Here is a 26604-nt window from a genome sequence, read left to right on the forward strand (position 1 = left end):
TTGGGCGGCCGGAATGCTCTAACTGCCCGCCATGACGAACGACCACGACGACGACGCCCCTGTCCCGAGCTGGCGCCAGCGCCCGAAGCCTGTCGGATTCGAGATCAGCTACAGGCTCGACGGCGACACCCTCGAGATCGATCGGACGCGCCGCGTCGACAGCGTCCGGCTCAGCGCCGTCGAGCAGGTGCGTTTCGTCTATGCGCCAGGCAACATCTCGTCCAAGGGCTACAAGACGCAGCTAAGGCTCAGCGACGGCCGGACCGTGACTTTCGGCAACCTGTCATGGCGCTCGCTGACCGATCTCGATCGCGACGATGCGCGCTATCACCGCTTCGTCTCGGCATTGTCAGCTGCAATCGCGCGGGCCAACCCGCGCGCCCGCTTCGTCGCCGGGCGGCCGAAGCCGCTCTGGCTCGGCGTCGTGTTCGTGGGAGCGGTGTCGCTGCTGATGCTCGCCGCCTTCACGTTGCGCGCCTTCCAGCAGGGAGCGACCAATGCCGGGCTGCTCGGCCTGCTGCTGGTCGCGGCCTCGTTCTGGCAGGTCTGGCCGCTCGTCAGTCTCAACCGGCCGCGCGAACTCGCGACCGGCGAAGTGCCCGACAGCCTCGTTCCCGGCCGCCCCGACTAACGCTCAGCGCACCACCAGCACCGAGGACTTGGCGCGGCGCACGATGGCGGAGGCGTTCGAGCCGATGACGTAAGCCAGCATGCCCGGCTCGTGCGAGCCGATGACGATGAGATCGGCCCCGGCCGCATCAGCCTCGGCCAGCACCTCGCCATGGACCGAGCCCAACAGCACCTTCGCCGAGACCTGATCGGCCGGCAGGTCGACCGTGGCAGCAATTTCGGCAAGCTTCGCTTCGGCGTCCTGCTGCTGTTCGGAATCGAAATCCGCAGGGACGAATTCCATGTAGGTGACGGGGATCATCGAGCGGACATAGACTAGGCGCACCACGCCGCCCGATATCTTGGCGAAGGATACGGCGGCAGCGATCGCTGGCTTGGCAAGATCGGCCTCCGCCAGATCGACGGGAACCAGAATCGACTTGTACATCGTATCCTCCAAGGCTGGTTGCAGAACCATTCTGGAGTTTGCCAGCACGCGCGCCATGATCCAGCGCAAAATGCGCGCTGCGGCAGGGCGCCGCGCGCCGGTCGGTCAGCGGAGTTTCAACCCTGACGCGCGGGGGTGCGCACGACCAGCCCGTCAAGATTGTCCCTGATCCGGATCTGGCAGGAGAGACGCGAGGTCGGCCGGACGTCGAAGGCGAAGTCCAGCATGTCCTCCTCCATCGGCTCCGCATGGCCGACGGCTTCCATCCAGGCATCGTCGACATAGACGTGGCAGGTCGCGCAGGCGCAGGCGCCGCCACATTCGGCCTCGATACCGGGAATCGCGTTGCGGATCGCCGTTTCCATCACCGTGGAGCCCGTTTCGCCCTCGACGGTGCGGCTCTCTCCGTGAGCGTCGATGAAGGTGATGTTCGGCATAAGAAACTCCGGCGCGCTATGACGGCCTCGCTTAGAGCATTTCAAAGCGGCACGGAACGGGCTTTTCCGCCGCAGCGCCCGTTCAGGCCGCGCAGTCGAAGCGCGCGATCGCCGCCCGCGCCTCGGCGGCGGCCAAGGCCAGTTCATCAAGAGCGCTCTCGGTCAGACGCGGCTCCGCATCGCCGAGGCTGTGCTCGATCCGGTCGGCCGCTTCGGCGACCTGCCAGGCGCCAATGGCGCGGGCAGCGCCCTTCAAGGTGTGCGCCGCGTCCATCCGAGCTTGCGTGTCCGCGCTGCCGTGGATGGTGCGAAGATGCGCCACGCATTGCTGGGCGAACAAGGTGAGCAATTCGCGCTCGAGCTCATGATCGCCGCCGGTCTGGCGGTGAAGATGCTCGGTATCGATCGCGCTCTGGGGCATGGGCAACTCGTGAACATCGGATCGCCGCATGGGCGGTCTCACCCACTCCAAGAAGCGCCTTGATGGTGAACGAGGCGTTAACGACGTTTGTGAATCGAGCACTCAAATGGGTTTCCAAGGTTACGGGGCTCCACTACCCTTCCAATTGGTAAATGATGGGCGCAGTGTCTCCGATCATCCCGGCCAGAGGCGGCAAGGGGCGACGGGGACGGGTTTTCGCGTCCATCGTCAGTAGCGTGGCGAGGCGGCAACGATGAATCGACCCAAGAAGCTCCAGGATCCCACTGAAGCTGCGATGTCGGCGATCGAGGAGGCGCTTCGACTCGACCAGCCCCAATCCGACATCGCCAGAGGCGAGACGGAGACGCTGGTCAGCGCCGAGCCCCGGCTTCCCATCACCAGCGAGAATGATCTCAGGCTCGAATTGCCGCGTGTCGAGCCTGCAGCCGCCGCCGCGCAGCCCGCGCCCGTAACCCCTCCCCCGGCGCAGCCGCGCGCCAGTGCCGCGCTCGCGCCCGACACCACCCGCGTCGCCAATGACGACCGCCGCGATTCCAGCTCGCTGGTGCAGGCGTTCGCCGTCCGCCCGTCGCGCAAGCCTTATTGGTTCGCCGCGCTCGCCTCGCTCGCCTGGCTGGGCGGCGCCGCTTTCGTGCTGTTCGGCCGCTACGGCTCGTTCAGCAATGGTCTTCCCGAACCGGTCGCCAATTTCGGCATCGGCGAATGGACGCTGCTTGCGCTCTCGATCGGCGCGCCGGTCGTGTTCTTCTTCGTGCTGGCGGCGCTCTATCGCCGCACGCAGGAGATGCGCCTGATCTCGCGGGCGATGACCGAGGTCGCGCTGCGTCTCGCCGAGCCTGAGGTCGCAGGGGCGGATTCCGTCCTGTCGCTCAGCCAGACCATCCGCCGCGAGGTCGCCGCCATGGGCGACGGCATCGAGCGCGCCGTGGCGCGCGCCGGCGAATTGGAGACGATCGTGCGCGGCGAGATCTCGACGCTCGAGCGCGCCTATGCCGACAACGAAATCCGGCTGCGTTCTCTGATCGACGAACTCGTCACCCAGCGCGAGGCCGTGGTCGGCAATGCCGAGCGCGTCAAGCTCGCGATCAGCGGCGCGCATGACGGGCTCGCCAAGGACCTAGACAGCGCCAGCCGTGTCATCGCCGAGGCCGTCGCGCAGGCAGGCGACCGCGTCACCGGTTCGCTCGGGGCCAAGGGCGACCAGATCACCCAGGCGCTCGGCCGGGCCGGCGAGCGGATGGTCGAGGAGATCAGCGGCCGCGGACATGATCTCGTCGAGAGGCTGCAGGTGACTTCGGGCGAGGTCTCCGAGCGGCTGGCCGGCGCCAGCGACAATCTTTCGACCATGCTCGACGGTCGCGCCAAGGAGATCGCAGGCTCGCTGGAACGCACGGGCGCTTCGCTGACCGAAGGTCTGACAGCCAGCGCCCAGGGCGTCACCCGCGCCATCAGCGAGACCGGCGCGCAGGTCGCGGAGTCGCTGACCGCCCGCGTCGATGTCGTCAACGAGACCCTGAAGAGCACCGGCGAGACGCTGGCCAAGGACATCTCCGCCCGCGGGACCGAGGCGGCGGAGCGCTTCGAGACCAGCAGCCGCAATATGGTCGCGCTGATCGAGAGCCAGAGCGAAGCCTTGCAGAAGCGCCTGTCGGAGTCCGGCGAGGCGCTTCGCAGCGCCCTCTCCGACGAGGGCGAGAGCGTCACCACCCGCCTCGCCGAGGTCGGCCGTGGCGTCAACGGCCTGCTCATCCGCCAGAACGAGGCCATCGCCAGCCGCCTCACGCAGGTCGGCGAGAGCGTCCATGCCCTCATCGGCACGCATGGCGACACGCTGGTCGGCCGCCTCAACGACACCGCCCGGACCGTAGACGATGTGCTGCGCGAGCGCAGCGAGGCGATCATCCTGCGCGTCAACGACGCCAGCGAGACGCTGAGCAATGCCGTCGAGAAGCATGGCGATGCGCTCACCGGCCGCATCACCGATGTCGCCGGCCAGGTGCACGGCCTGTTCACCGAGCAGGCCGGCAAGCTGGTCGATCGCCTCGGCGAAACCGGCGAGACCGTGCATGCTCTGCTCGACCAGCAGGCCGAGAAGCTCGTCGAGCGCGTTTCCGGCGCCGGCAACGAACTCGCCAACCTCGTCGGCCAGCAGAGCGGTTCCGCCGTGGCCCGCGTCTCGGAGGCCGGCAGCGAGCTGGCCCGCCTGCTCGTGGAACGCAGCGAAGCGGCCGTCGCCAATGTTTCCGAAGCGAGCCGCAACCTGACCGCGCTCATGGGCGAACAAGGCGATGCCACCGTCGCCCGCGTTTCCGATGCCGGCGCTGATGTCGCGCGGCTGCTCTCGGAGCGCAGCGAGGCGCTGGTCGCAAGCGTGTCGGGTGCCGTCAACACCGTCGAGACCCGCCTGCGCGACGAGAGCGACCTGCTCGTCGGCCGCCTGACCCAGGCCGGCCAGGACGTCGGGAACGTCGTCGGCCACCAGAGCGAGCGCCTGATCTCGGGCCTCTCGGAGACCGGCATGCGCGTCAGCGCCCTGCTGGAAGAGCAGGCCGGCGCAATGACCGTGAAGGTTTCGCAGGCAGGCCTCGAGATCAAGGATCTGCTCGGCAGCGAGAGCCAGGCTCTGGCGAGCCGCGTCGCCGATGTCGGCCGTTCCGTGCACGGCATCCTGGCCGAGCGCAGCAACGCGCTGATCTCCCGCCTCGCCGAAACCGGCGAGAGCATCGACCAGAAGCTGGAAGAGCGCGGCATGGTGCTCGCCCAGCGCATCACCGGCAGCGTAGAAGCCGCGCAGAACGCACTGGAACAGCAGCAGACGGGTTTCCTCGCGAGCATCGGCGAGACCGGCGACAAGGTCGGCGCCCTGCTCGGCGAGCAGCGCGAGACGATGGTCCGCGACCTCGTCAGCACCGGTCGCGAGGTCCACACCCTGCTCGGCGAGCAGAGCGAAGATTTGGCGCGCCGCATGACCGAGGCGACCCGCACGCTCACCGAGACGATCAATGTCGACGGCCGCCATGTCGCCGACCGAGTCTTCGAGGCGACGCAGGGCCTGCGCGACACCTTCACGATCCATGCCGAGGACGCGCGCACCATGCTCGCCGGCACCGGCCGCGAGATCGTGATGGCGCTCACCCAGCAGGGCGGACGCGTCAACGAAGCGCTTTCCGCCAACGCGGAATCGATGCTGCGTTCGGTCGAGGGCCGCGCCCAGGCATTGACCGAAGCCCTGGCGCAGCGCCACGACGCGCTGACTCGCCTCTTCGACGAGCGTGGCCGCGAGATCGAGACCGCGCTCGGCTCGCGCATGGCGACGCTGTCCACGCTGTTCGACACGCAGGGCCGCGAGATCGACACCGCGCTCGGCGCCCGCCTGTCGACGCTGTCCACCCTGTTCGACACGCAGGGCCGCGAGATCGACACCGCGCTCGGCGCCCGCCTCTCGGCGCTGGCCACCTTGTTCGACACGCAGGGCCGCGAGGTCGAGACCGCCCTCGGCGCGCGCCTGAGCGCCTTCGAGGATCTGATCGTCCATCAGGGCGGCGCTCTCACCGCCAAGATTTCCGGCGATGCCCGCGAGCTCACCGAGGCGCTGCATAGCGGCATCGCCCAGGTCGAGAAGCTGATCTCCGAGGACGGCGTCACGCTCGCCGACAAGGTCGGCACCCGCGCGCTCGAAGCCGCAGAACTCCTCGCCAGCCGCACCCGCGAAGCCGCGGATGCGATGGAAGGCCAGATCAAGCTGTTCGAGGACCGCTCGGGCGCCAAGAGCGCCGAGATCGCCGGCGCGCTCGACAGCCTGATCGCCCGCATCGACGGCAGCCTCGGCTCGCGCGCCACTGCCCTCAACGAGGCGCTGGTGGAACGCACGGTCGACATCGCCCGGGTGCTGGCAGAGGGCGGCCGCGAGGTCACCCGCGCGCTTGCCGCCAAGGCGGACGAGATCGGCGAGGTCGTGACCTCGAAGAGCGAGTCGCTGACGCGCACGCTCAGCGACAAGGCGGACAGCATCAACGCCACGCTGGGCGGCCGCGCCCTGCAGATCGCCGATACGCTCGACCAGAGCGTCGCGCGCTTCGAGGAGCGCGTCGTCAACCGGCTCGACACCGTCTCTCACACGCTCGACAGCCGTGGCGACGAAATCGCGACGACGCTGCAGGGACGCTCCGAGGCGATCGCAGCCACGTTGTCGGAACGGGCGCAGGAGCTGCGCGCGCTGTTCGACAACCAGGGCAACGGCATGGTCTCCTCGCTCGCCCAACAGAGCGAAGCCATCGCGGCCGCTCTCACCGAGCGCGCCGAGCAACTGCGTACCCTGTTCGACGATCGCGGCCTGGGAATCGTCGCGGCGCTCGGCCGGCGCGGCGACGCCATCTCCGGTGCGCTCGACCAGCGTGCCGAGCAGCTGCGCGCGATCTTCGAGGATCAGGGCACCGGCGTCGTCACCGCGCTCGAACGCCAGGGCGCGGCGATCGCGAACTCGCTGGAGGAGCAGACGGATGCGCTGCGGACCGCGTTCGATGCCAAGGGCCACGGCCTTGTCGAAGTGCTCGGCCGCCAGGGCGAAACGCTGACCCAGTCGCTCGACGAACGGGTCGAGGCGCTGCGCGCAGTCTTCGACGCCAAGGGCAATGGCGCCGTCGAGGCGTTGAATGAGCGTGGTGAGGCGCTGGCCGCCGAGTTCGCCACGGTCGGGGAAACGGTGGTGCGCGCGCTCGAAAGCCGCGGCAACGCCATCGTCGCCGGGCTGCGTGACCGCGGCGCGGCCATCGCCAATGCGGTCGAGGCTTCGTCCAACGCGCTGCGCGAGACGCTTGAGGCCGGCTCGAAGCAGTCGGTCGAGGCACTGGTCAGCACAAACGAGCAGCTGCGCGAGGAGCTCGGCGGCATGCTCGGCCGCCTGGGCGAAGCCAACAAGCTGATGCAGCAGATCGTCAACGGCGCGAACAAGAACCTGGCCGCCGTCGAGAACAGCCTGTCGACCCGCGTCGGCGAGTTGCAGAACGTCATCGGCACCGTGATGACGGAGGCAGGCAACGCCTCGCAGCAGGTCACGGCGCAGATCGCGGAGCTGAAGAGCTACTCGGAAGACACCCTGCGCGAAACGACGGCCCTGATCGGCCAGCTCGACGATCGCGGCACCTCGCTCAACGAGGCGACGCAGGCCAGCAGTGCGGCGCTCAACGCCGTTGCCGGCCGGCTCGAACAGATCGAAGGGCGCGTCGGCAAGGCGCTGGCCGAGCGCCGCGATGCGCTGGAGCAGCTCCATGGGCTGATCGCCAACCGCACCGACGATGTCGAGGCGATCACCCGCTCCTTCGCTTCGCTGATCGACGAGTCGCTCGGCACCGCCGAGGCGCGGGCGCGCCAGATCGGCACCGTGCTCTCCGACTCGGCCGAGTCGACGACGAGCGCCATCGCGCAGCAGTTCGAGACGATCCGCGCCGCGACCGGCAAGGAACGCGAGCGCACCGCGGAAGCCCTGCGCGAGGCCTATACCCAGGTCTCGACCGAGATCAGCGGCGAGCTCGCCAAGGTGACCGAGCGCTTCCAGAAGGCGGCGCAGGATATGCGCGGCATCACCGGCGACATCCAGCGCGAGCTGGAGGCAACGCGGGCAGAAATGAAGCGCGGCGTGCTCGAGCTGCCGAAGGAGGCACAGGAATCGACCTCTGCGATGCGGCGTGTCGTGGCCGAGCAGATCAAGGCGCTGAACGATCTCACCGAGATCGTGACGCGTTCCGGCCGGCGCGGCGACGTCTCGCTGCCGATCGACGCCGTCGTGAGCCGCAAGGCAACGGTCGCCGTCGCCCCTGCCCCCGCCCCGCAGTCGGCTCCGGCCTTCACGCCGGCGCCGCAGCCGAAGCCGGCGGCAGCGGAACCTCTGCTGCGCCCCTCGCTCGATGCCTCGTCCGAGACGGCGCGCGTCGCCACGCCTCGCGCGGAGCCCCGCGGCGAGCCCACTCCTGCGCCGAGCCGCCCGGCTCCGACCCAGGAGGCCCCGCGCCGGCAGCCTGACGCGACGGTGCAGCAGCCCGCCAAAGCCGGCTGGCTCTCCGATCTGCTCAGCCGCGCTTCGCGCGAGGACAAGCAGCCGGAGCCCAGCAAGCCGACGACCCATTCGATCGAGAAGCTCGACTCGCTCTCCGTCGATATCGCGCGGATGATCGACCATGACGCCGCCGTCGAGCTGTGGGATCGCTACAAGCGCGGCGAACGCAACGTCTTCACCCGCCGGCTCTACACGCTGCAGGGCCAGCAGACCTTCGACGACATCCGCCGCAAGTACCGGCGCGACCCGGAGTTCAAGGAGACGGTCGATCGCTACATCGACGAGTTCGAACGTCTGCTCGGCGAAGCGGCCAAGGACGACCGCGACTCGATGGTGGCCAAGACCTACCTGACCTCGGAAACCGGCAAGGTCTACACCATGCTGGCCCATGCCAGCGGCCGCTTCGAATAGGCGGCCGGTTCCCTGTGGACTGGAACGAGAAAGGCCGCCCGAGAGGGCGGCCTTTCCTTTTGCGAGATGGTGGTTCCGGATAAGATCAGCTGACACTACGCCGCGGCGCGGAAGCACACCTCGCCCCGGTTGAGGAAGCAGGCCTTGTCGAAGAGCGACAGGTCGAGCGGGTTGGGCAGCCGCACATCCGCGATGTCCGGAAACGGCTTGCCCGAGGCATCGTAGGACCTGTCGATCTGCGAGATGAAGATGAGGATCAGCCCCCTCGTCCGCGCGAAGGCTCGCAACGTCCTCACCTGAAGCGCCAGCTCCGGCGTATCGCGCCGCTGGTCGAGCAGTTGCAGGTAGTCGATGACCGCCACCGTGCCGCGCGGCGCCGTCGCCAGCATTCCCACGATGTAGTCAGCGCTGATCGCATCGGAGCAATCGCAGTCGAACAGGCCGGGGAACTCATCCGGCTCGATGCCGAGCGCACGCAGGCGGCCGGCTACATCGAGCGGCGTGTATTCGAGCGTGAAGAAGACGCCACGACGGCCAGCTCTCATGGCTTCCGCCAGCAGGCCAAGGCTCGCCAGCGTCTTGCCCTGGCCCGGCCGCCCGGCCATCAGGACGAGATCGCCCGGCGTAAAGTGAGACAGCAGCGCGTGGGCCGTTTCGGTTCGGGGCTGCTTCGCGACAAGCAAGCTCCAACTGCGATACCCTTCATCTGTCGCGATACGGTCGAGAGCGGCGTGGAGGGGAATTTGCTCTCTGCAGCTCAACAGCCTGGCTCTGCGCTTCAGTTGATGGATCGGGGCCGACAACGTCATGACATGAACCTCCTATCGCGGGCAGCGAGCGCAATCCCTCCTCATGCGTGATGCCCGGACAGTCGGTCAGATCGTCGAAAATGCCCTGTATGATCATACTTCCCCGGCTGGAGGGGGGAGGCTCGGGCCGAGCCGGAATCAGAATCTAGAGCATTTCCGCGCATCTTCGAAGCGCGGAAATGCTCTAGATCGCCGCGCGTCCTCTCGGACGCGAAGTGGCGATCTATCTCTTTGTTTTAACATAGGATTTCTTCGAAAAGTGGATTCCACTTTTCGGTCCGGTGCTATAGCTCTTTGATTGGTCGCATTTTCTTCACGCGAACCGAGGCCACTTCGCTCGAAAATGCTCAAGCCGATGCCGGCCGGGCAGGCTCAGCGCGCCCAGCGCACGATCTCGATCAGAACCTGCGACAGCGCCCGGTCGAGCGCCTGCGCGGCTCCCGCCCCGTCGACCGAGCTGGCCGGCACGCGGGCCGAGAACAGGCGCGCGCGCTGGATTTTGCCGCTCTGATCGCCAACGATCCGGGCGGTGATCTCGACCACCGCCATCCCGGTGGCAGCGTCGATGTTGAAGCTGCGGATGTTGGTGTTGAGCTGCACATCCGGCTGGATGCGCTGGCCTGGCGCCGAAACGGAGCCGATGCGGCTGGCATTCTCGAAGGTCTGGATAAGCCTCGCCTGCACCAGCGCGGGGATGCGATCGGCCCACTGAGCTCCGCCGACGAAGGAAAGGGCCCCGCCCGAATCCCTGACGATGACCCGATCGGAATCGAGCGCCTGCACCGTGGTCGGCTCGGCTACCACCATCACGGCGCGCGAGCCGCCGACCTTGCCGAAGCCGCTCGGTGCCGAGAGGTCGAACGTCGTCGGTGTCGGACCGCTGCAGCCTGCAAGCATGGCGCCGGTGACCAGCAGGAGGGCCGTGAGGCGAGCCTTCGTCGCCGGGAAGAGCGCTGCCTCGATCGTCATCGCTTAGCGGGATCCATTGTATTGCGGGAGCGGCGGCTTGCCGCCGAGGATGAGCTGCTGCGGATTGCGCTCGAAATTGCGCAATGTCCGGTTGATTTCGGTCAGGGTTTTCTTGCCGTCCGAGGCCAAGGCTTCGACATCCCGCAGCCCCGGCCCGGTGAAGCGGTTGATACCGGCGGTGATCTCGGCCGTGCGCTTGTCGAGATTGTCGGCGAGCACGCGCATCGATTTGGCGGCGTCGGCGACCTCCTGGAACGCGCTGCGGCCTTCCCCGCCGGCGCCGGCGTTGAGGAAGCCCTGCGCCGCTTTCAACACGCCCTCGACCTGGTCGGCCGCCTTGTCGAGCTTGGCCGAGATCGAGGCGGCATCCTTGACCACCTTGGCAACGTCGGCGCTCGAACCGCCGAGCGCGCCCGTAAATTTGTCGACATTCTCGATGATGGCCGCGACCTTCTGCCGATCGACCGAGCGCACCACCCCGGTCAGTTCCTCGCTCAGAGTCTGAAGCCGCTGCGAGAGGGGTTGAATCGTCTCGGCGATGTTGCTGAAGCCGGCCATCAGCTTGTCGAGACCGTCGGAGTTCTTGCCCAGCGCCTCCGAGAACTTCTCGACATTGCGGACGGTGTTGTTGAGCGGACCGGCGTTCTGCTTGATCAGCCCGTCGAGCGAGGTGAGCATCGTGTCGGCCTTCTGCGCGACGTTGCGCACGGTCTCGATGATGTCCTGCAGTTCGGAACGCTCGGCGATGATCGTCGGCATCGGCTCGCCGGGCTTGGCGGTCAGCACCGGCGCGTCCGGGGCACCGCCGATCAGTTGGAGCGCGACCACACCGGCCAGGCCCTGCGCCTCGATGCGGGCGCGGGTGTCCTCGCGCAGCGGCGTCGTGCTGGCGACCTGAATGACGGCGTAGATGCGGCGCGGATCGTCCGGCTGCAGCTCGATGCTGGTGACCTCGCCGACGCGCAATCCGTTGAACAGCACGCTCGAACCGCGGCCGAGGCCGGTCACGGTGCCGGTGAAGATGACGCGCACGCTCTCCCTGCGCCCGGCCGCGCCACTGTTGAACCAGTAGACGAAGCCGAACGCCGCGGCCAGGACCGCGAGCGTGAAGAGACCGACGAGTGCGTAGTTGGCGCGCGATTCCATGCCCTAGCCGTTTCGTTCCCGTTCCCCGGCCGGCAGCCGGGCCATGGCGCGCTCGCCACCGAAATACGCCTTAAGCCACGGATGATCCGACGCCAGCATCGTCGCCAGCGGGCCAACCGCGATCACCTTCTTGTCCGCAAGCGCGGCGATTCGGTCACAGGCATGATACAGGCTGTCGAGATCATGGGTCACCATGAAGACGGTCAGCCCGAGAGTCTTCTTCAGGGTCATGATGAGGTCGTCGAACTCCGCCGCGCCGATGGGGTCCAGCCCCGATGTCGGTTCGTCGAGGAATACGATCTCCGGGTCGAGCGCAAGCGCCCGGGCGAGCGCTGCGCGCTTGATCATGCCGCCCGACAGCTCCGAGGGAACCTTGTCCGCCGCATCGAGCGGCAATCCCACGAGATCGAGCTTCACCATCGCCAGCTCTTCGAGCAGGTGAGGTGAAAGATGCAGATATTCGCGCATCGGCACCTGGATGTTCTGCTTCACCGTCAGCGCCGAGAACAGCGCGCCCTGCTGGAACATCACGCCCGAGCGGCGCTCCACCACGCGCCGCTGTTGCGGCGTCAGCGTATCGACGTTCTCGCCGAAGACTTCGATGGTTCCGCGCGCCTTCTGGACCAAGCCGAGGATCGTGCGCGTCAGCACCGACTTGCCCTGCCCCGAGCCGCCGACGAAGCCCAGGATCTCGCCGCGCAGCACGTCGAGATCGAGGCCGTCCATGATGACCTTCTCACCGAAGGCAACCTTGAGATTGCGCACCCGGATGACCGCTTCGGGCTCCCCCGCCTTCGGGTTTTCCGCCGATGAAACGGGTTGCGGCGCAGGAGCCGGAGATCTGTCGGGGAAAGCCATCGTCAGAACTCGATCGACGCGAAGAACATGGCAAAGAGGCCGTCGACGACGATGACCATGAAGATCGCCTTCACCACCGAAGCCGTGACCTGGCGTCCGAGCGACTCCGCCGAGCCCTGAACCGCCAAGCCCTCGATCGAGGCGATCAGCCCGATGACGAAGGCCATGAACGGCGCCTTGATCAGCCCGACGGCGAAATGCTTCCAGGTGATGACCGATTGCAGCCGGGCGAGGAAGGTATCGACCCCGATGCCGCCATAGAGCCAGGCGACGAGGCCGGCGCCGACAAGGCCCGCCATGGCCGAGATGAAGGTCAGGATCGGCAGCGAGATGATCAGAGCGAGAATACGCGGCACGACCAGAACTTCGATCGGATCGAGGCCCATGACACGCAGAGCATCGATCTCCTCGCGCATCTTCATCGAGCCGATCTCGGCGGTGAAGGCAGAGCCCGAGCGGCCCGCGATCATGATTGAGGTCAGGAGCACGGCGAGCTCGCGCAGGATTAGGATGCCGGTCAGGTTGACGACGAAAGCCGCGGCGCCGAACTGCTGAAGCTGAAAGATGCCCTGCTGCGCGACGATGCACCCGACAAGGAACGAGATCAGCATGATGATCGGCGCGCCGTTGAAGGCGATCAGCTCGATCTGGTTGACGAGGGACGGCCCACGGAACTTGCGCGGACCGAGAACGACGCCAATGGAGCCAACCACGACCTCGCCGAGGAACATGGCGCCGCCGACCATGTCGCGGCCGAAGCGCACGACCGCTTCCCCGATATCGACGAGGATGTCGACCACCCGGAAATGTCGCTGCGACGCCTGCAGGTCCGCGTCATGGACATGGACCTCCGCAAGCAGGATGGCATGCTCGGGCTTGTCGCTGACGATATCGACAGCCGCGCCCTCCCTCTCCTGCCGCTCCTTCAAGCGATTGAGGACATAGGCACCGAGCGTGTCGAGACGACTGACGCCGGAAAGATCGAGCCGCACATGCCGCGCCTGCCGCAGATCCTCGCCGATCTCGGCGATCAGCTTTTCGATGCGCGGCGCACGGTCGGCGCTCCAGGAACCGGCAAGCGCCACCGAGACCGTCCCGGCATCGGAGCGGATGATCGTCTGCGGTTCGGCGGTATCAACGCTCGCCATGTCGCTATGACGTCCCTCGCCCTGCCCAGGGCAGCCTCGCGGCTGCGCAACACCAGTCTCTCGCGTCGAAATCGACCCCTTAAGCTCTGTATTGCCGCGACCAAGGCACTTGGCAAGCATAGGGCAATGTCCAACGCACTTCCGCCGGCAAACGTTGCCGAAGGGCCATAGAATCGGCCTTTTTCGCAAGCGCCCCGCTGACGACGCCGCCGGAAGCAGCAATTTCTTAAACAATCGTGGAGCAGCCTCGCTCCTGGTGCATCCCGACGGCCGTTGATTCGGCCGGTTCATCGAAGGCAGAATGGTCATGGGCGAACCGCGCTCGCTGACACCGCTGAGCCAGGCCGACTACGAGGCAATCGAAGCCGCGGTCATGGAGACGTCGCGCGGCCGTTGGTTCATGACGGAATACGCCAAGCGCAACCGCCAGGCCGATACGCTCCAGCTCCTCGGCGCAATTCACCGGATCGAGCGGGTCGTCGGGCTTGGCGTGCAGGAGACCAGCCGCGAAACGAACCTGATCGAAGCCGCCGCCCTGATCAGCGATCTGCGCAGCGACCTGGAACGCGTGAGCGGCAAGCCAGACATCCGCTCGTCCGGGCTCGCGGCCCGGATCGAACAGGCAGCCGGCACCGTCCTGTCCGCCACCGAAAGCATCCAGGAGGCGGCCTGGAGCCTGCGCGAGGCGGGCGCCGAGGAAGGGCTCTGCGACAAGCTCGATCAGCACTCTGCCGAGATATCGACCGCGATCGCGGTCGTCGACGGGCTCGTCCAGCGCATCGACAAGATCTCCGACACCATCGCCATGCTGGATTCAAGCCTGCGCGCCTTCGGCGAGGTTTCGCGAGAGCCGAGCACGAGCTTCGAGATCATGGCCGCGGCGGCCGAGGGGAGCATGGCCACCGCGCCGTCCCCGTCGACGATCCGTCGCGAGTATCGCGACGCAAGCGCCGCCGCAGCAGACGAGCCGCCAGCTCCGTACCAGCTCAACGACCAGGCCGCACCGGAGACGCGCATGGGAACCGTGCATCTCCTCGACGACGACCTCACCTTCGAGGAACCAGTTGCCGCCTCGCCCGAGCCGCAGCGCGTCGCCGCCGGCTATTCGGAGGCCGGCCTGCGCGAGATCGACGCGCTGCAGGCCGATCGCAAGCTCGCCTATTTCGTCTGAAGCGCCGGCGGGGCCACTCCCCGCCAGGTCAGCGTCAGTTCTCGCGCCTGATCGCGCTCTCGTGCCAGCGATGCAGCAGCAGATGGGAGACGAAGCTCGTCGCCAGGAAGATCGCGATGCCCGATAGCGAGATCATCACCAGCGCGGCGAAGACGCGCGGGATCTTGAGCTGATAGCCCGCTTCCAGGATGCGATAGGCGAGGCCCGAGGCGCTGCCGCCCGTGCCTGCGACGAACTCCGCCACCACCGCGCCGATCAGCGCGAGTCCGCCGGATATCTTCAGCCCCGCCAGGAAATAAGGCAAAGCCGCCGGCAATTTGAGGTAACGCATCGTCTGCCAGCGCGAGGCGCCGTAGAGTTCGAACAGATTGACGAGGTTATGGTCGGCCGAGTTCAGCCCGAGGATGGTGTTCGACAGGATCGGGAAGAAGGCGACGATCCAGCCGCAGATCAGCAGCGACAAGTCGATATCATTGGCCCAGATGATGATCAGTGGGGCGATGGCGACGATCGGCGTGACCTGCAGGATGACGGCATAGGGCAAGAGCGCCATCTCCAGCCATTTCGATTGGCTGAACAGCACGGCAAGCGTCACGCCGACGACGATGGCCGCCGCCAGCGCCATGAAGGTGATCTTCAGTGTCACCCAGAGCGAGCCGGAGAGCGTGCCCCAATCGGCAACCAGCGTTTGGCCGACCAGGATCGGCCCGGGCAGGACATAAGACGGGATTTCGTTCCAGCGGACGGCGAATTCCCAGAGCGCCAGCACGATCACGCCGATCGCGAGCGGAGCGAGGATGCGCGGCCAAACACCGGCCGGCAGGCCGAGAATGCGGGCTTCGGCCGCAGCGACGGGCAGCGCCTGCGCGTCGGTGCCGTCCGACGCCAGCGTTTCGACGGGCGCGCTCATCGGCCGATCGCCTCCTTGAGCTTGGTGGAGGCGACGCGGCAGAGATGGGCGTATTCGCCGGAGGTCCGGAACAGCTCGTCGCGCGGATAGTCGGCCTCGACGGAGAGGTCGGCCATGACCCGGCCGGGCCTGGCCGCCATCACCACGATCCGCTGCGAGAGATAGACCGACTCGAACACCGAATGGGTGACGAAGACGGCGGTGAAGCGCTCGCGCCACCACAGCTCCAGCAGGTCGTCGTTGAGGCGGTGGCGGGTGATCTCGTCGAGCGCAGCGAAGGGCTCGTCCATCAGCAGGATCTTCGGGCGCATCACCAGCGCGCGGGCGATCGAGACGCGCATCTTCATGCCGCCCGAGAGTTCGCGCGGATAGGATTTCTCGAAGCCCTTGAGGCCGACCAGCGCCAGCATCTGCGCCGCGCGCGCCTCGGCCTCGGCCCGTGGCACGCACTTGAGCTTGAGCGGCAGCATGACGTTGGCGAGGGCATTCGCCCAGGGCATCAGCGTCGGGTCCTGAAAGACGAAGCCGAGATCGCGCGCACCATGGCCGGCGCTGCCCTGCGCGGGGCCCGTCTCGGCCGGCCAGGTGATCGTGCCGGAGGTCGGCGCGCCGAGGCCCGCGATCATGCGCAGCAACGTCGACTTTCCGCAGCCGGAGGGGCCGAGCAGGCTGACGAACTGCCCTGCCCCGAGTTCGATGTCCACATCGTGGACAGCGAGCGTGCCGTTGGCGAAGCGCTTCGAGACGTGCCGGACCGCCACCAGCGGGTTGCCGGTGGTGTCTTTGCCTGCGGATGTGCTTAGATAGGCCGTGTCCAAAGCCTGATGATCCGATCTGCGAAATGCCGTCATTCTCGGGCGAAGCGAAGCGCAGACCCGAGAAGCTCATGAAGAGAAGGCGCTGGTTTCCGAGATGCTCGGGTCGAGCCCGAGCATGACGCGCCCTATGCCTTGCCGATGCCCTTGTTCACGAAGGCAAGGCTGTAGGCCTTCTTGACGTCGACGCCGGCCGGGATCACCCCAGCCTCGGTCATCGTCTTGGCGAAGCTCGCCCAGCGCGCATCGGTCATGGCGCCGATGCCGAGCGTCAGCGCGTCGCCGGAGAGCACGATGCCACGTTCGTTCATCACCTTGAGAGCGTAGTCGATCTTCTCCTGATCCATGTCGGGATTGTCCTTGAGGATCCGGGCATTGGCAGCGGCGATGTTGGGGCCGCCCTTCATGTATTCCGCCCAGCCCTCCAACGTCGCGTCGACGAAACGCTGCACCAGCTCCTTCTTCTCCTCGGCCATCTTCCGGGAGATCGTGATGGTGGTGTTGTAGTTCTCGAAGCCGGCATCGGCGAGGAGATGGACGACCGGCTCGACGCCCGCCTTGCGGATGACGAAGGGCTCGGAGGACAGGAAGCCCTGCTGCGAGACCTTCTTGTCGGCCAGGAACGGCGCCATGTTGAAGGTGTAGGGGCGGATCTGCTCGTCGCGATAGCCGAACTTGAGCTTCAGGAACGGCCAGAACCCGACGCGCGCCTGCGCGCCGATCAGGATCGGTTTGTCCTTGAGGTCGGCGAGGGTGTCGTTGCCCTGGCCGGGATGCGAGATCAGGACCTGCGGGTCCTTCTGGAAGATCGAGGCGATGCAGAGGAACGGCAGGTTCTCCTGCGCGAAGCTGAGCGCCTCCAGCGAATTGCCCATGATCATGTCGACGCGGCCGCCGAGCAGGAGCTGCGTCGGGTTCTGCTGCGGGCCGCCGGGGCGAATATCGACGTCGATGCCGTACTTCTTGTAGATGCCGTTGGTCGCGGCCAGGTAGAAGCCGCCATGCTCGGTCTGGGCCCTCCAGTTGGTCTGGTAGCTGACCTTGTCGAGCGTCTGCGCGCTGACGCGAGCGCCCGGCACGGGGATGAGCAGGGATGCGGTCGAACCGCCGATCAGCCCGAGCGCGGCGCGCCGGTTCACGCGATATTTCATCGTCGTCATTTCGATATCTCCCCTGCGCCTGCCGCCAGCCGACTACTGGCCCGTCTGCTTATCCCATGCGATAGGACGGCGGGACAATGCAACGCCGTGCCGCCCGGTTTCTGCACAGAAACCAGGCAACCCCGCCGGCTCCTGACAGGCCTGTTCATCATGACCGCACGTTTCTGGGGCGACCTGAAGAGTTCCGATTTCGCCGCGCTCTCGCCCGAAAGCGCCGTGGCAGTGCTGCCGCTGGCGGCAATCGAGCAGCATGGCCCGCATCTGCCGGTCTCGGTCGACACCACCGTCATGAACGCCATGCTGGCGCAGGCGATGCCGCTGGTGCCGGCCGATCTCGACGTGCTCGTCCTGCCGACTCAGGCCGTCTGCAAGTCGAACGAACACCTCCATTCGCCGGGCACGCTGACGATCGGCTGGGAGAGCGCCATCCGCTCCTGGATCGAGATCGGCGAGAGCGTGAAGCGCGCCGGCTTCCGCAAGCTCGTGCTGATCACCTCCCATGGCGGCAATGTCGACCCGATGAAGATCGTCGCGCGGGAGCTGCGCGTCGGCCAGGGCATGCTCGCCGTCTGCACCGCCTGGATGTCCTTCGGCCTGCCGGATGGGCTCTATGACGAACTCGACATCCGCCATGGCATCCATGGCGGCGATGTCGAGACTTCGCTAATGCTGCATTTCCGGCCGGACCTCGTCGACATGAGCAAGGCCGCACTCTTCAAGCCGCATACCGTGACCATGGCCGAGGAAGGCTACACGCATTTGCGGCCGACCGGCCCGCATGCCTTCGCCTGGATGGCGCAGGATGTGAACCGCTCCGGCGCCGTCGGCGACGCCAGCCTCGCCACGGCCGAGAAGGGCAAGGCCACCGCTGCCCTGCAGGCGAAAGGCTTTGTCCAGCTGATGGCCGACGTCGCGCGGATGCCGCTCGATACGCTCTACAAGGCGGGCTGAACGTCAATCCGGATCGAGGAGGCGCGGACCCGGCCCTTCCTCGCCCAGCCGATCGAGCGGGTTGTGCAGCGGGCAATCGCGCACCGAGAGACAGCCGCAGCCGATGCAGCCATTGAGATGGTCGCGCAACCGCGTCAGCCGGTCGATGCGGCGTTCCAGCTCCTCTTTCCAGGCGGACGACAGCCGCGTCCAGTCCGCGACGGTCGGCGTGCGCTCCTGCGGCAAAGCCTTGAAGGCCTCGCGGATCGTCTTCAGTGGCATGCCGGCGCGTTGCGCCACCTTGATAATCGCGACCCGGCGCAGCACTTCGCGTGGATAGCGGCGCTGGTTGCCCGGCGTGCGATGGCTGCGGATCAGTCCTTCTGCCTCGTAGAAATGCAGCGCCGAGACGGCAAGGCCGCTGCGGCGGGCGACATCACCGACGCTGAGCTCGCCGGGCAAACGCGCATGCTGGGACATGGAACAAGCCTCTTGACCTTAACCTTAGTTGAGGTTCTATAAGCCCTGCTCCAGTGATGCAAACAGGAGCGTTTCCATGCACCAGAAGGTCGATACACGGATCAGGCTCGCCCTGATCTACGGCAGCAGCCGCGAAGGCCGCTTCTGCGACAAGGTCGCCGGCTGGGCGACCTCGCAGATCCAGGGCGACGGCCCGTTCGATCTTGCCGTCGTCGACCCCGGCGCGATCGACCTGCCGCCACGCCATGTCAGCGGCAAGCACCCTGCCCTGGAAGAGCTCAGGCAGATCATCGGCTGGGCCGACGGCTTCGTCGTGGTGACGCCCGAATACAACCGCGGCTATCCGGCGATCCTGAAGTTCCTGATCGACGCGGTCGGGCCGGAATGGCGGGGCAAGCCGGTCGGCTTCGTCTCCTATGGCGGCATCTCGGGGGGCCTGCGCGCCGTCGAGCAGTTGCGTCTCGTCTTCGGCGAGCTGCATGCCGCGCCGATCCGCGACGGCGTCGCCTTCGCCGATGTCTGGTCTCGCTTCGACGCGGAGGGGCAGTTGCTCGACGCCGACCGTGCCGAACAGGCGATGGCGACCATGTTGGCGCAGTTGCATTGGTGGGCGAACGCGCTGCGCAAGGCGCGCGAGAGCGTGCCCTACGGCCAGTTCGCGGCGGCGTGAGAGGCTTCCCGATCACGCCAGCCCTCGTCCTGGGGAGCCGCGAAGCGGCGTCTCGAAGGATGAGGGCTGGAAGCATTCTCCAACGGGCGCCGATACGTCACGCGAACGTGGGAAGCGCTTCACAAATCCGAACTGGTCTCCTCGTGGTGGGATGCGGAACAATGCCCCTCCTTGATGAGGAGCCGACGGATATGAAGCTCAAACTTCTCCGCAACGCGACGCTGAAACTCGATTATGGCGGCAGGACCTTCCTGATCGACCCCGATTTCGGCGCGCGCCATAGCCGCCGCTCCTTCACCGGGCGCTCGCAGAACCCGATGGTCGACCTGCCCGAGCCGATCGAAGACATCATCGCCGGCGTCGACACGGTGATCGTCTCGCATCTCCATGCCGATCATTTCGACGAGGTCGCCAAGCAGCGCGTTCCGAAGAACCTCCCGGTCATCTGCCAGCCCGGCGACGAGGCGGCGATCGCGCAGGCGGGCTTCTCCTCGATCACGGCGATCGACTGCTTCGTCCGGCTCGGGCCGATCGTGCTCAAGCGGCATCCGGCCCAGCATGGCACCGGCGCCGTCGCCGAGACGATGGGCCACGTCATGGGTCTGAGCTTCGAGGCGCCGGGCGAGCCGACCATCTATTGGTGCGGCGACAGCGTGCTCTACCCGCCGCTGCGCGATGCGGTGGCAGCGACCGGCCCGGACATCATCGTCACACATTCCTGCGGCGCGATGTGGGACAACACGCTGATCGTGATGGACGACGCGCAGACACTCGATCTCGCCGGGGCCTTCCCGCGCGCGACAGTGATCGCGACGCATATGGAAGCGCTCGACCACGCCACGGTGACGCGGACCGCCTTGCGGAAGGCGGCGAAGGAACGCGGCGTGGACATGCAGCGCCTGCGCATCCCCGCCGATGGCGAGACGATCGAACTCGGCGTGCCGGCGCTGGTGTGATCCGACTGCGTCAACCGTCATGCTCGGGCTTGACCCGAGCATCTTCTGAACGAGATTCTCGGGTCGAAGCTTCTCTTCGCCCGAGAATGACGGAGCGAGCCGCCTACTCGCCGGCCTTGAGCTGCCTGGCGTAGATGCCCTTGTACTGCTCGCGCAGCAGGTTCTTCTGAACCTTGCCCATAGTGTTGCGTGGCAGTTCGGCGACGACGAAGACCTGCTTGGGCTGCTTGAACTTGGCGAGGCGCTGCTCCAGCGCCGCGGCGATGCCCTTCGCGGTGACATCCGCGCCGGGCTTGCAGACCACGACCGCCGTGACGCCCTCGCCGAAATCGGGATGCGGCACGCCGATGACGGCGCTCTCGATCACGCCCGGCAGTTCGTCGATCTCGGTCTCGACTTCCTTCGGATAGACGTTGTAGCCGCCGGTGATGATCAGGTCCTTGCCGCGCCCGACGATGTGCACGTAGCCGGCGGGGTCGATCTTGCCGAGGTCGCCGGTGATGAAGAAGCCGTCCGGCCGGAACTCGGCCTTGGTCTTCTCCGGGTTGCGCCAGTAGCCCTTGAAGACGTTGGGTCCCTTGACCTCGATCATGCCGATCTCGTCGCGGGCGAGTTCCTTGGCCGTCTCGGGATCGGTGACGCGGGCCGAGACGCCCGGCAGCGGGAAGCCGACCGTGCCGGCCACCCGGTCGCCCTCATAAGGGTTCGAGGTGTTCATGTTGGTCTCGGTCATGCCGTAGCGCTCGAGGATGGCGTGGCCGGTGCGGTCGCGCCATTCGCGATGCGTCTCGGCCAGCAGCGGCGCCGAGCCGGAGACGAAGAGGCGCATATGCTTCGTCGCTTCCTTCGTCAGTCGCTGATCCTGCAAGAGCCGGACATAGAAGGTCGGCACGCCCATCATGCTCGTCGCCTGCGGCAGGTATTTGAAGACCTGATCCGGATCGAATTTCGGCAGCAGGATCATCGAGGCGCCGGCGAAGAGGATCACATTCGTTGCGACGAAGAGGCCGTGCGTGTGGAAGATCGGCAAAGCGTGGAGCAGCACATCGCCCTTGCCGAAGCGCCAGTAATCGACCAGCGCCAGCGCATTGGACGACAGGTTGTCGTGGCTGAGCATCGCGCCCTTGGAGCGCCCGGTCGTGCCGGAGGTGTAAAGGATCGCGGCGAGGTCGTCCGGCCCGCGCGCGACATCGGCGAAGTCGCCCGAAGCGGCATTGGCCTTGTCGAGCAGGCTGCCCTTGCCGACGCCGAGCGTCTCCAGCTTGGCGCCGGCCTTTTCGGCATAGGGACGCAGCGCTTCGGCCTTGGCGGGATCGCAGACGAAGACGGCCGGCTCGGCATCGCCCAGGAAATACTCGATCTCGGCCGGGGTATAGGCGGTGTTGAGCGGCAGGAAGATCGCGCCGGCCCGGACGGTGCCGAGATAGAGCATCAGCGCCTCGAAGCTCTTCTCGACCTGCACCGCGACGCGGTCACCCGGCTTCACGCCGAGCCCGACGAGAGCGTTGGCGAAGCGGGCGGAGACGGCGAGCATGTCGCCATAGGTGAAGCGCCTGCCGTCATCGAGCTCGGCGAAGGGCGCATCCGGCGCCGGCATGCGCGAGCGGATGAGGTCAAACAGGTGATTGCCCATGATTTCGGGTCCTTTCAGGCGTTTCCGTCTTAATTTGCCGCCGGGCGCAGCAGCTTGCGCACGCCGGAGGAGGCCACGACCGTGTTGCGGGTGGCGAAGGCCTCGTGATTGGTCTCGATATCGTCGAGGTCGTAGCGGTAGTTGACCATCACGCCATGCGATTCGCGCAGGCCCCGCGCCGAGAGATTGCCGCCGACATTGATCCGCTCCAGCCTGGCGCCATTGCCGAGATGAAAGCGCGCGACCGGGTCGATGACCCGGCCTGAACTCGTGCGCGCCCTCAGCATGTATTCCGCCGTCATCTGGCCGAGCAGCTTGTCGCGACGCGCCTTCGTCGCATCGTCGAGCGAGATGGTCTCGCCGCCGGGCCGGGCAAGCTCGGAGCGCTCCTCATTGGTGAGAGCGATTTCGCCGGGCTCGGCAGCGACACCGGCGAGCCAGCGCCCGAAGCCGGGCACCGGCGAGAGCGTGACGAAGGTGTCGAGCCCCGGCAGCTCGCGCTTCAGATCCTCCGCCACCTGCTTGATCAGGAAATTGCCGAAGGAGATGCCGCGCAGCCCCTCCTGACAGTTCGAGATCGAATAGAACACCGCGGTCGTCGCCTCCTGCGCCGCCAACACCTCGCGCTCCGGGCTCAGCACCTCGCCGATGCTGCGCGGTATCTCGGTGGTGAGGGCGACCTCGACGAAGATCAACGGCTCGTCGACCAGCTGGGGATGGAAGAAGGCGAAGCAACGCCGGTCCGCCGGCTCCAGCCGGCGCCGGAGATCGTCCCAGCCCTGGATCTCGTGGACCGCCTCGTAGCGGATGATCTTCTCCAGCACATTCGCCGGGGTGCGCCAGTCGATGCGGCGCAGAACGAGGAAGCCTCGGTTGAACCAGGAGCCGAAGAGATGGCGGAAATCGTCGTCGACCGCCTTGAGATCGGCCTGCGTCTCAATCGCCTCGAACAGCGCTTCGCGCATTCGCACGAGCACGGGCGTGCCTTCCGGCGCGAGATTGAGGCGGCGCAGCAGCTCCTGCCGACGCGGCTCCGCAGCAAGATGCAGCGCCGAGGTGGCTGCCGCATCGGGTTTGGCGCGATAGGTCTCGATCGCCTTGTCGAGCCGGGCGTGATCCGGCCCGAAACGCTCCTGCAGCAGATTGAAGAAAGCAAGGCGGCCCGGCTTGTCGAGCCGCTGCCAGGCTTCGAGCACCGCCTGCGCCAGCGCCATCCCGGAGGCCTCCCCCCGGCCGGAGAGCAGATCCTCGCAGAGCCGGTCGATAGGCCGGGCGCGATTGCCGAGGAAGCGCTCGAAACCGATCAAGGCGCGGCCACGATCGGCCACGCTCGTCAGAAGTTCGCCGAGAAACGCCATATCCATGCGGGCTCCCAGTTCGACCCGGCGTCGACTTTCCCGAAAACCGGAATCCACTTTCCGGGTCGATGCCCTGATCCTATACGAGATTCAGCGCAGGCAAATCGGGCATCAGCGCAACAGGTTCCAGGCTTTCAGGAAGAAATCCGGGGTGCCGAAATTGCCGGACTTGAGCGCCACGACCATGTCCGGCCCGTCGACCACGCGCGTCCAGGGCACGCCGGGGTCGATTTCCGGGCCGATCTCCAGCGTGCGGATGCCGAGGCCCAGCACGGTCGCACCCGAGGTCTCGCCGCCCGCGACGAGAAGCCGCGTCACGCCGCCCTCCGAGAGGCGCCGCGCCAGCTCAGCGAAGGCGTGCTCGACGATGCTGCCGGCCTTTTCGCGGCCCAGCCTGTCCTGCACGGCGGAGACTTCGGCCGGGTCGTCGCTGGAATAGACGAGGAAAGGCTTGTCCTGCGCCTGAGCCAACGCCCAGGCAGCGAGCCCGACTGCATCCTGGCTGCCCGCGGCCAGCGCCAGCGGATCGACCTTGAGCGCCGGATATCCAGCCTCCAGCGCCGCCTTGATCTGGCCGCGCGTCGCCGTCGAGCAACTGCCCGAGATGATGCCGGCGCGGCCGGCCGGTGCCTGCAACTCCTGCGGGCCCGGGCGCTCCGGCAGCAGGCCGGCGCGGCGGAAATTCTGCGGCAGACCCATCGCGATGCCGGAACCTCCGGTCAACAGGACATGCTCGGATACAGCGTGGCCGAGCGTCATCAGGTCCTCGTTGGTGAGGGCGTCGGTGACGGCATAGCGGACGCCGTCGGCCTGCAGCTTGGCGAGGCGCGCCTTCACTGCGGCGGGGCCTGCCAGCACGGCCGTGTAGTCGACGAGGCCGACTTCGGTCATGGCCTGCGCCGCCATCAGCCGCATCAGATTCGAATCCCGCATCGGCGTCAGCGGGTGATCCTTCATCGAGCTCTCGTGCAGCGGCATGGCGCCGACGAAGAGATAGCCCTGATAGATCGAGCGGCCATTCGCCGGGAAGGCCGGGCAGACGATGGCAAGCTTCGCACTGAGGCGCTCGGCAAGGGCATTCGCCACCGGGCCGATATTGCCTTCGGCCGTGGAATCGAAGGTCGAGCAGTATTTGAACAGGATCTGGCGCGCGCCGCCCTTCAGCAGCGCCTCGCAGGCGGCCAGCGAATCAGCGACGGCCTCGGCCACCGGATTGGTCCGCGACTTCAGCGCGACGACGACCGCATCGGCTTCCGGCAGCGTGCTGCCGGCCGGCGGCACGCCGATGACCTGCACGGTCCGCATGCCCGCCCGGTTCAGCATCAGCGCGACATCGGTCGCGCCGGTCATGTCATCGGCAATCACGCCCAGCAGCATACGGTCCTCTCCCTCAGCCATCCGCCTTGGTTCTTCACGCCAGTTCTAGCGGCCGATGCGCGGCGAGGCGACCGCCATCACCGCATCCGGCGGTTCCCCTGAAGACATGCGTTCCGGCTTTGCCCGCTCGGCATCCAGCGCTGCCTTTCGATGAGGCAGAGCTGCCCGCGAATTGATGCGGCGCATGATCGACGGCCCCGCCATTCTGAGTCAGGTTGGTGCCATGAGGAACGAATTCGGCGCGGCGGCATTTGCCGGCATCGCCGGGTGCGCCTTCCCAAAACCATCAAAAACGGGGGAAAGCATGAAGCTGTTGAAGGTCGCCGTCTCTGCCGCCGCTCTCGCGCTCGCTACCTTGCCGGCGCTCGCGCAGACGCCCTCGACCCTGCGCATCGGGCTGCAGGAAGACCCCGACATGCTCGATCCGCACAAGGCGCGCACCTTCGTCGGCCGCATCGTCTTCATGGGGCTGTGCGACAGGCTCGTCGACATCACGCCGGAGCTGAAGCTGGTGCCGCGGCTGGCGACGGAATGGAACTTCTCCGCCGACGGGCTGACGCTGACCATGAAGCTGCGCAGCGATGCGAAGTTCCACGACGGCGAGTCCTTCAACGCGGAAGCTGCCAAGGCCAATCTCGAGCGCGCGATGACCCTGCCGGATTCGCTGCGCAAATCGGAGCTCGCCTCGGTCGACAAGGTCGAGGCGCCGGACGCCACGACGCTGGTGCTGAAGCTGAAGCGGCCCGACGCCACGCTGCTGTCGCAGCTGACCGACCGTGCCGGCATGATGCTTTCGCCCAAAAGCCTCTCCGGCGACGTCACCGCGAAGCCGGTCTGCTCCGGCCCCTACAAGTTCGTCGAGCGCGTCCAGAACGACCGCATCGTCCTGGAAAAATTTCGGGAGCATTGGGAGGCGGACAAGTACAATTTCGACCGCATTCTCTACCGCTCGATCCCGGACACGACAGTCCGCCTCGCCAATCTGCGCTCGGGCGAGCTCGACATGCTGGAACGTCTTGCGCCGACCGATGTGAAATCGGCTCAATCAGACAAATCGCTCAAGGTCATGAGCATGGCCAATCTCGGCTATCAGGGCATCACCATCAACACCAACAATGGCGAGGCCGCGAAACAGCCGATGGGTCAGGACAAGCGCGTGCGTCAGGCGCTGTCGCTTGCCATCGACCGCAAGGTGCTGAGCCAGGTCGTGTTCGAGGGGCTCTATGAGCCGATGAACCAGCCGTTCAACCCGGGTAATTTCTACATCAGCGCCGACCTTCCGGTTCCCGCTCGCGACGTCGCCAAGGCCAAGGCCCTGCTCAAGGAAGCCGGACAGCCCAAGGTCTCGGCAGAGCTCTTCGTCACCAACAACCCCGTCGACGCCCAGCTCGGCCAGGTCATCCAGGCGATGGCGCAGGAAGCCGGCATCGACATCCAGATCCGCTCGACCGAGTTCGCCAGTCAGCTGCGCGACCAGCAGCAGGGCAAATTCCAGATGAGCCGGATCGGCTGGTCCGGCCGCATCGACCCGGACGGCAACATCCATCCCTTCGTCACGACGGGCGGCGGCCAGAACGACGGAAAATACTCCAATCCGGAGGTCGACCGCCTGCTGAACCAGGCCCGCACCGTCTATGAGCCGGCCGAGCGCAAGAAGCTCTACGACGCCGCGCAGAAGATCCTGCAGGACGATCTGCCGATCATCTATCTCTATAACCAGACGGTGTTCTTCGCGCTGCGCTCCAGCCTGCAGGGCTTCGTGATCAACCCGGACGGGATGATCCGGCTTGCCGGGCTGAAGCGCTCGTGACGGCG

At 66.7% G+C, this 26604-nt stretch carries 22 protein-coding genes; 7 read left to right on the forward strand and 15 right to left on the reverse strand.

Features of this window, described 5'->3' with window-relative positions:
- The first annotated feature begins 31 nt into the window (after positions 1–31).
- On the forward strand, positions 32–631 hold the full coding sequence (locus AC1DDA_RS04510; RefSeq protein WP_476794807.1) for a hypothetical protein: 600 nt from the start codon (positions 32–34) through the stop codon (positions 629–631).
- 3 nt (positions 632–634) lie between these two features.
- On the opposite strand, the gene AC1DDA_RS04515 is transcribed toward AC1DDA_RS04510, so the two are convergent.
- From AC1DDA_RS04515 to AC1DDA_RS04525, 3 genes are all read right to left on the reverse strand, one after another.
- Positions 635–1057, reverse strand: coding sequence for a universal stress protein (locus AC1DDA_RS04515; RefSeq protein ID WP_476794808.1), 423 nt, complete (start codon positions 1055–1057; stop codon positions 635–637).
- A gap of 116 nt (positions 1058–1173) precedes the next feature.
- Positions 1174–1494 (reverse strand): 2Fe-2S iron-sulfur cluster-binding protein, encoded by a 321-nt coding sequence (locus AC1DDA_RS04520; RefSeq protein ID WP_441511093.1) that lies wholly within the window; start codon positions 1492–1494, stop codon positions 1174–1176.
- A gap of 82 nt (positions 1495–1576) precedes the next feature.
- Complete coding sequence (locus AC1DDA_RS04525) at positions 1577–1915, reverse strand: Hpt domain-containing protein (RefSeq protein WP_476794809.1); 339 nt, start codon at positions 1913–1915, stop codon at positions 1577–1579.
- A gap of 253 nt (positions 1916–2168) precedes the next feature.
- Between AC1DDA_RS04525 and AC1DDA_RS04530 the strand changes: the two genes are divergently transcribed.
- Entirely contained in the window at positions 2169–8399 is a 6231-nt protein-coding gene (locus tag AC1DDA_RS04530) for an apolipoprotein A-IV repeat region-like domain-containing protein (RefSeq protein WP_476794810.1), read from the forward strand.
- A gap of 95 nt (positions 8400–8494) precedes the next feature.
- Here the strand turns inward: AC1DDA_RS04530 and AC1DDA_RS04535 are convergent, their stop codons facing one another.
- From AC1DDA_RS04535 to AC1DDA_RS04555, 5 genes are all read right to left on the reverse strand, one after another.
- Positions 8495–9208 (reverse strand): DNA helicase, encoded by a 714-nt coding sequence (locus tag AC1DDA_RS04535; protein WP_476794811.1) that lies wholly within the window; start codon positions 9206–9208, stop codon positions 8495–8497.
- A 372-nt stretch (positions 9209–9580) separates the two neighbouring features.
- Positions 9581–10177: an ABC-type transport auxiliary lipoprotein family protein gene (locus AC1DDA_RS04540; protein ID WP_476779823.1), complete on the reverse strand. Its 597-nt coding sequence runs from the start codon at positions 10175–10177 to the stop codon at positions 9581–9583.
- A 3-nt stretch (positions 10178–10180) separates the two neighbouring features.
- Positions 10181–11323 carry an MlaD family protein gene (locus tag AC1DDA_RS04545; protein WP_441511088.1) on the reverse strand — a complete coding sequence of 381 codons (1143 nt, stop codon included), beginning with the start codon at positions 11321–11323 and terminating at the stop codon, positions 10181–10183.
- 3 nt (positions 11324–11326) lie between these two features.
- Positions 11327–12181 carry an ABC transporter ATP-binding protein gene (locus AC1DDA_RS04550; protein WP_441511087.1) on the reverse strand — a complete coding sequence of 285 codons (855 nt, stop codon included), beginning with the start codon at positions 12179–12181 and terminating at the stop codon, positions 11327–11329.
- A gap of 2 nt (positions 12182–12183) precedes the next feature.
- A complete protein-coding gene (locus tag AC1DDA_RS04555) occupies positions 12184–13329 on the reverse strand; it encodes an MlaE family lipid ABC transporter permease subunit (RefSeq protein ID WP_441511086.1) in 1146 nt (381 codons plus the stop codon).
- A 307-nt stretch (positions 13330–13636) separates the two neighbouring features.
- Here AC1DDA_RS04555 and AC1DDA_RS04560 point away from each other — a divergent pair, with 307 nt between their 5' ends.
- Entirely contained in the window at positions 13637–14500 is an 864-nt protein-coding gene (locus AC1DDA_RS04560) for a hypothetical protein (RefSeq protein WP_476794812.1), read from the forward strand.
- A 34-nt stretch (positions 14501–14534) separates the two neighbouring features.
- Here the strand turns inward: AC1DDA_RS04560 and AC1DDA_RS04565 are convergent, their stop codons facing one another.
- The 3 genes from AC1DDA_RS04565 to AC1DDA_RS04575 form a co-directional block, all read right to left on the reverse strand.
- Positions 14535–15410: an ABC transporter permease gene (locus AC1DDA_RS04565; RefSeq protein WP_476794813.1), complete on the reverse strand. Its 876-nt coding sequence runs from the start codon at positions 15408–15410 to the stop codon at positions 14535–14537.
- Positions 15407–16228 carry an ABC transporter ATP-binding protein gene (locus AC1DDA_RS04570; RefSeq protein WP_476794814.1) on the reverse strand — a complete coding sequence of 274 codons (822 nt, stop codon included), beginning with the start codon at positions 16226–16228 and terminating at the stop codon, positions 15407–15409. The genes AC1DDA_RS04565 and AC1DDA_RS04570 overlap by 4 nt, the downstream gene beginning before the upstream one ends.
- Before the next feature lie 125 nt (positions 16229–16353).
- Entirely contained in the window at positions 16354–17385 is a 1032-nt protein-coding gene (locus AC1DDA_RS04575) for an ABC transporter substrate-binding protein (protein ID WP_476794815.1), read from the reverse strand.
- Positions 17386–17535: 150 nt separating this feature from the next.
- Here AC1DDA_RS04575 and AC1DDA_RS04580 point away from each other — a divergent pair, with 150 nt between their 5' ends.
- Positions 17536–18336, forward strand: coding sequence for a creatininase family protein (locus AC1DDA_RS04580; protein WP_476794816.1), 801 nt, complete (start codon positions 17536–17538; stop codon positions 18334–18336).
- A gap of 3 nt (positions 18337–18339) precedes the next feature.
- On the opposite strand, the gene soxR is transcribed toward AC1DDA_RS04580, so the two are convergent.
- Entirely contained in the window at positions 18340–18795 is a 456-nt protein-coding gene (gene soxR, locus AC1DDA_RS04585) for a redox-sensitive transcriptional activator SoxR (RefSeq protein WP_476794817.1), read from the reverse strand.
- 76 nt (positions 18796–18871) lie between these two features.
- Here soxR and AC1DDA_RS04590 point away from each other — a divergent pair, with 76 nt between their 5' ends.
- Both AC1DDA_RS04590 and AC1DDA_RS04595 read left to right on the forward strand, forming a co-directional pair.
- Entirely contained in the window at positions 18872–19465 is a 594-nt protein-coding gene (locus tag AC1DDA_RS04590) for an NADPH-dependent FMN reductase (protein ID WP_476794818.1), read from the forward strand.
- Between the two features lie 191 nt (positions 19466–19656).
- On the forward strand, positions 19657–20421 hold the full coding sequence (locus AC1DDA_RS04595) for an MBL fold metallo-hydrolase (RefSeq protein WP_476794819.1): 765 nt from the start codon (positions 19657–19659) through the stop codon (positions 20419–20421).
- Positions 20422–20524: 103 nt separating this feature from the next.
- Here AC1DDA_RS04595 and AC1DDA_RS04600 read toward each other — a convergent pair whose 3' ends face one another.
- The 3 genes from AC1DDA_RS04600 to otnK form a co-directional block, all read right to left on the reverse strand.
- Complete coding sequence (locus AC1DDA_RS04600; protein WP_476795124.1) at positions 20525–22018, reverse strand: malonate--CoA ligase; 1494 nt, start codon at positions 22016–22018, stop codon at positions 20525–20527.
- A gap of 65 nt (positions 22019–22083) precedes the next feature.
- Positions 22084–23418 (reverse strand): malonyl-CoA decarboxylase, encoded by a 1335-nt coding sequence (locus AC1DDA_RS04605; protein WP_441511076.1) that lies wholly within the window; start codon positions 23416–23418, stop codon positions 22084–22086.
- Between the two features lie 105 nt (positions 23419–23523).
- Positions 23524–24789: a 3-oxo-tetronate kinase gene (otnK, locus tag AC1DDA_RS04610; RefSeq protein ID WP_476794820.1), complete on the reverse strand. Its 1266-nt coding sequence runs from the start codon at positions 24787–24789 to the stop codon at positions 23524–23526.
- Between the two features lie 304 nt (positions 24790–25093).
- Here otnK and AC1DDA_RS04615 point away from each other — a divergent pair, with 304 nt between their 5' ends.
- Positions 25094–26599, forward strand: coding sequence for an ABC transporter substrate-binding protein (locus tag AC1DDA_RS04615; RefSeq protein WP_476794821.1), 1506 nt, complete (start codon positions 25094–25096; stop codon positions 26597–26599).
- The last annotated feature ends 5 nt before the right edge of the window (positions 26600–26604 follow it).

It is taken from the genome of Allobosea sp. 10N428 (genome assembly GCF_056394545.1).